The following is a 6,297-nucleotide window of genomic DNA, read 5'->3' on the forward strand; positions in this document are numbered from 1 at the left end:
AAAAAGGCGGGTGTTAGCCCGCCTTTGCACACTTAGGTAAAATCAAATCTTAGAAAGACTGAGTGAAACGAGCGTAAACTACGCGTCCCCAACCGTTGTAAAGGTTGTAGTTATACTCACGCCCATCATAGGCAATTAACTGTGGGTATTTTTCGAACACGTTTTCCGCACCAACACTTAATTTGCTATTCCAAGGGGTGCTATACGTTACTTGGATATCATGAGTAACCCAAGAACCTATATGTCCTTCTTGCACACCATCGACAACATCTTCGTATTGATCGCCAACAAGGTTTATGTTCCAAGCAAAATCAAAGTCACTTATCGTGTATACGTTCGACAAGCTAATTCGCTGCTGTGGTAAACCAGGGTCTTTAACATTATTACGACCACCGTCAATGCTATAATCTAACATGTGACTGATTTGGAATGTTTGATTGAGTGAACCTACATTACCAAAATCAAAAGTTGTTCTTAAGTTTAAATCTAAACCCGATGTTTCTAATGTACCTTCGTTACCATAGCCAGTATTTATGTAATCAACTGCATTTTCTTCGTTAGGATTACGAACAACACCTAGACCTGGAGGAATAACATCACCAGACTCTTCACGATCGATCAAATCTTGTGAACTGAAGAACGCAATTCTATCCTCAATTTCAATATTGTAATAATCAATTGCAAAGTTTAACCATTCAAATGGTTGGTAAGCAATACCTAGAGCCATTTGAGTCGAACTTTCAGAACCTAATTCAGGGTTTGCTAGACGGTATGCATCAACTTGAACACCATCTTTTAGACACTTAGCCAAACCTACTGGATTTCCCTTGAAAAAGTAGTCACAGGTAAACTTATCTACAACTGTATCCGCTGAGAATGCTGTTTTTTGAGTTAAAATATCCAAGGTTGGTGCACGGAAGCCTTTTCCATAAGATGCACGTAATACCATATCTTCCAATGGTTCATAACGTATAGAAACTTTTGGAGAGAAATCTGAACCATAGTCAGAATAGTTATCGTAACGACCAGCTATAGACAACTCTAAACTTTCTAACACCGGAATTAAGGTTTCAAAGTAAGCAGCCTTAACATTACGATCGCCACCAGCTGAATTACCCGCTGAACCACCAATTAAACCAGCCTCCGATTGTGCATCATAAAGGTCTGCATAAACTTCTTTACGATATTCACCACCAACAAACATCTGCACCATACCGGCAGGTAATTCTGCAATATCAAATGAAGCATTTAAATAAATTTCATCAATATTGAACTCACTGATACGTGAAGTTGTAGCAGCAGACCCTTTTAATACTAGTTCTGGGTTAGAACTTGGACGTTGTAAATCATAGCCATAACGACAGTTTACAGCATCAAAAGAGCCATCTTCACAGTAACCAGGATTAAAGTCATTTACAAAGCCCCAAGCAGTAGCTTTAGCTAAATATCCGTTACCAATTTCATCAGATTTATTTCGAACACGACGGAAACCAGCTTCAGTTTCAACATCACCAATCATACCGTTAACGCCGATAAGAAAATCAGTGTTCAAGTTTGTAACAGTTGTATCGCGATTTCCTAGAGCAGCAAAACGATGACGAACAGTTACGTCTCTATTTGCACCAACAGCTGTTGCGTCATAAGCAACTGCATTAGGATTACGTGCATCATAGAACCAAGCATCTGGATTTGTTGGGTTATTAAAGCTATCTGCACGAACAGTATCTAAATCAGGAGCAGGAGCATATCGACCAAAAGACTCTGTCTTAGCTACGCTAGCATTGGAAAAAACTTTCCAATCGTCATTGATTTGATGCTCGCCTTTTAAGAATACCGACTGATTATCAGTTGATGCTTCATTGGCATTGGTTGCGTTAAAGTTATAAAAACAACCGTCACCTATTTGATTAAAGTTGTCCTCTGTACAGCCACCTGGTATTGATTTAAATCCTGAATTTACCCAGTTATTACCATAGGTAGAAGCACCTTCTTCAATCCATGGATAATCGCGAGCAAATACAATATCACGTTTGTTCCACGACACACCACCTAGTAGAGAGGTAGAGTCATTTGAGGAGCCAAACAACACACTACCAGCCGTTCTAGCACCACCCTCTTTAGGAATACTAGGTTCTAGACTTTCCGTATAGCTCAACTGTACGCCGTTAAAATCTTTACGGGTAATAACGTTTACAACACCACCAATAGCATCAGAGCCATAAATCGCAGACGCACCATCGGTTAACACTTCGATACGCTCAACAGCACCTAATGGAATAGAGTTTAAGTCTTGGCTTGAACCAGTAGAAGGTGACATCGTCAAACGGCGACCATCTACTAAAACTAATGTACGGCTAGAACCTAAACCACGTAAGTCGAGTGACGCGGTTCCTTGAGCACTGCTACCTGATTGTGGACGAAACGAACCCGCAGAGTTAAAAGTAGTATTACGTAACAGGTCAGTTACCGAAGTTTGACCTGATAAATCAATTGCTTCACGATCGATAACAGTTACAGGTACAGCGCCTTCCATATCCGTTCTCTTAATACGAGAACCAGTTACTTCTATACGCTCAACTTCTTCTTTTTTTGCTGATTTATCATCTGTTTCTGCAGCAATAGTTGCAAAAGTAACAAAACTAGTTGCAGCCACACCACCAATCAATGCAAAACGCACAGATTTGGCTAATAAGTTATTCTTATGCATTGTCTATCTCCCTGGACATATTATGTCTTTATTATAATCCGCTTATTTAATAAGCGGTTTCAAACAAAAGTACGTCGAAAACACGTCGCACTCGGCAGAAACAATAAAATCACATATAAAACCTTTAATCAACAAAAAATAAACAAATAAAACCAGCTGATGACAATATGCTCATTTTGAAAGCGAGAATCGTATGCTTTGAAATCTAAAAGCAAAAAACGCCAGTCATTACTGACTGGCGTTTTTGTTAAACTAAAGCCGTTTAAGGCGATGTTATGATTTTAAAGAGTGTAGCGAATACCAATAGCGATGCCATCATCTTCTGACAATGACATTCTGGCTTCTTGGGCCTGATCTGCGCTGGTAAAGTCGCTGTAGTCTTTACGTGCTTCAACATAAAGAACAGTGCTTGGATCCCAAACAAAGTGTAAGCCTACAACTACAAACTGGCGCTTAAACACATCGTTAGGATCGGCGTTAAAGTTTGGTTGGATAACATAGTCTTTACCAGCATCCAGAATGTTATAGGAAACGAATGGGCGTAAACCATTGTCAAACTTATATGAAATTAAAGTTTCAACGCCGTAGGCATCTTTGATCAAGCGACCAATATTATCAGTATCATGGTTCTCTTCTTTGTGAACGTTGGCGGCAACATATAAACCATTCTTGTCGAAGTCACCCCAAGTAGCGCCCACGCCATAGATTAAATCAACAGCCGTTTTTTGATCACCATTACCGTAGGCAATATCAAACTCACCGCGGTTTACACCCGCCATCAGACTAAGTTTATCTGTGGCTTTGTAAGTGACAGAACCACCATAGGTGTAATCATAGGTAACCTGTTGTGCTTCTTTTTTACCTGCATTCCATTCTGCTTCACAGGCTTCTTCTGTGATATTTTCAATATCACAGGTGTAAAAGCTATTGTTTTTTAACTGAGATTGTACCGCAAAACTGAAGTCACCAAATGAGTTGCGGTATTGTACCGTTTTATCGCCACGACCTACGCCATTTACTGCGCCATCGTCTTTATTAAAGGTGTACACACCGGCAGCGTTTCCGTCCCATACAAAACCGTAGTTGGTGTTATAAACCACGTCATACCAAGCACCCCATTGTTTACCAATAGTGATCGTGCCGTATTTATCGTGACTGATACCAGCGTAACCTAACCGATTGTAAAAAAACTCATCCTGAACGGATTCAAAGCGGTTGTTATAGACAATATCGCTGTTACCAACAGGGTTAACGCCCCATTCCAACTTAGCAAACGCATTCCAGCCATGAGTTAACTCACGGCTGAAACCAAAATTAATTCGAGAAGCACCATTTACAACCTCAGTTTCACCTTGAGTGTTGATTACACGCGCATCAATAAATCCCCCTATCTCTACTGCATTTTTGTCATCTTTGTAGATTTCGATTGCAGATACAGTTGGCGCAAGAAAGAGTGCTGCTAACGCAGTGGCGACTATCGTTTTGTTCATTTGGTGCTTAACCTTTTTCGTTTATGTTTTATCAACGTCATTCCGTTGTTATATTTCCTTACAATTTCCCTTTGAGAGTAGCAAACTTTCAATAAACACACCAAGGGAAACCTAAGTATTCTGTAGATAAATATCACAAAAACTGACTGATTAACCGCTATAAAACAGGTTAAAACACTATAAATACCCGTTAAGCAAACACAAATAAAACAACATAAACATTAAATTAACAGCAGCTGTTTAGAGACAATGCCTGTGTAATTCAATTTCATTATTGAAAAAATAGGCTCTGCAATGGGACAAATTTGCTTATCAACGTAGTATTGATAATCAATTATAGACGATCTATGTGAAACAGGTTCAGGACCATTTACAGTGATGACATAATCAATCTGAGCTCCTCTCTTGCCATAGGATACCTTTCCTGTTAACTCACATAGCTGACGTGCGACTTTGACATGGGGGGAAGATTTTGCGGTGTACTCTTCAAGATTTCGGCGCATTCGTTTACTAAACACTAATTCAGCATCCCGCTTTCCTGTCTGCAGTTCGCTTATGACACCAGCGAGATAACCGCTGATATCTCGCTGATTGAACATTCGCTCATAAAGTTCAGCTTGAACCTTACGCGCTAAGGGGCTCCAATCACTTCGCACCTGCTCCATCCCCTTAAAAGTGATTTCCAGCCCTCCATTCCTATTGCGCCAAGCACCGACATAACGCTTCTTACTACCCTCCTCCGATCCCCTCAAGGTCGGCATAAAAAACTGTTCGTAATGGCGCTCAAACTGTAGCTCAAGGAAGCTTTCTAGCTGAAACTCCTTTACGATTTTACTCTGCCATTGTTGATTGATTTGCGCGGCAATCTGCTTACCTAAGGCATTAATATCACTGAGATCAGGATCAGAGCCCAAATAGACAAAGGTGGAATCCGTGTCCCCATAAATAACTTGATAACCCATTTCCTCTATCCAAGCGCGAGTCTGTTTCATTATTTGATGACCGCGCATAGTGATGGAGCTTGCCAGTTTCGCATCATGGAACACGCAGCCTTGGGAGCCTAAAACCCCATAGAGCGAATTCATAATGATTTTAATTGCTTGCGATAAAGGCGCATTTGCCTCCCGCTTGGCTTTTTCGCGTTGTTCTGAGAGATTTTGGATGAGTTTTGGCAGGATCGGTTGATGCCGACTAAAACGAGCCCCTAAAAAACCGGGAACGATTTCAGACTCGTCCAAAATATGTTCCTCGTTATCCAAACCTTCAATGAGCCCCTTCGGATCGATCAAAAAAGTACGAATTATCGATGGATAAAGACTTTTAAAGTCAAACACTAAAATATGTTGATAAAAACCAGGGACTGAATCCATTACATAACCGCCAGGGCTTTCAACCCCTTGACTTGCAGGCTCTGCGGGCGCGACGAAACCCGCTCTATGTAAATGCGGTAGATACAAATGGTTGAATGCGGCGACCGAGGCGCCTACGCGCCCCAGTTCTAACCCCGTTAACTCGGCGCGAGCGAGGGCAAAATCCCACAATTGAGTATGTTCAAAAATATCCCACACTAAGCGACTATCGGTCAGATTATAGTGAGCAAGCCCTTGTTTGTTTTCGGCAAATAGCGCATCAATCTCTTGGGCTCGATTTTCTACATTATGAATCGCTTTGCCTTCACCGAGTAACGCTTGGGCGACAAATTCCAAGGAGAAGCGCTCGAATTGATAAAAGGCTGCCTTTAACCAATCGATACCATCGAGCACCACACGCCCTGGCAAACTTAAGGTTTCTGGCCGAAATTTATTCTCGACCTTCCACTCGAGGAGCGCACCACCGCGGCCGATACGCAACGGGATCCGGTGCAGTAACGCACGCCGATATAACAAGGCCAAATCAAAGGTCACCACCGACCAACCAATGATCACATCGGGATCAAACTCAGTAAACCAAGCGATGAGATGATGAATAAGCGCCGCTTCATCGTTCACCCATTCGATGTAGATTGCAGCATCAGGTTGCGGCTCGCCCACCATAATGACTTTTTCATAGGGCTGAGATTGCGCATCGCGCCCATAAAGGGCCACGGAATAGAGTAATCCG

Annotated in this window: 3 protein-coding genes; all 3 read right to left on the reverse strand. The window is 41.7% G+C overall.

The features are described from left to right. Nucleotides 1-49: 49 nt before the first annotated feature. Nucleotides 50-2,707 carry a TonB-dependent receptor plug domain-containing protein gene (locus tag L976_RS09055; RefSeq protein ID WP_047536203.1) on the reverse strand — a complete coding sequence of 886 codons (2,658 nt, stop codon included), beginning with the start codon at nucleotides 2,705-2,707 and terminating at the stop codon, nucleotides 50-52. A gap of 281 nt (nucleotides 2,708-2,988) precedes the next feature. Continuing rightward, nucleotides 2,989-4,197 carry a porin gene (locus tag L976_RS09060; protein WP_037417258.1) on the reverse strand — a complete coding sequence of 403 codons (1,209 nt, stop codon included), beginning with the start codon at nucleotides 4,195-4,197 and terminating at the stop codon, nucleotides 2,989-2,991. Between the two features lie 221 nt (nucleotides 4,198-4,418). Beyond that, nucleotides 4,419-6,297: DNA polymerase II (locus L976_RS09065; protein WP_047540325.1), on the reverse strand; the 1,879-nt coding region annotated here is incomplete at its 5' end.

The organism is Shewanella sp. ZOR0012 (genome assembly GCF_000798835.1).
Lineage (GTDB): Bacteria > Pseudomonadota > Gammaproteobacteria > Enterobacterales > Shewanellaceae > Shewanella > Shewanella xiamenensis.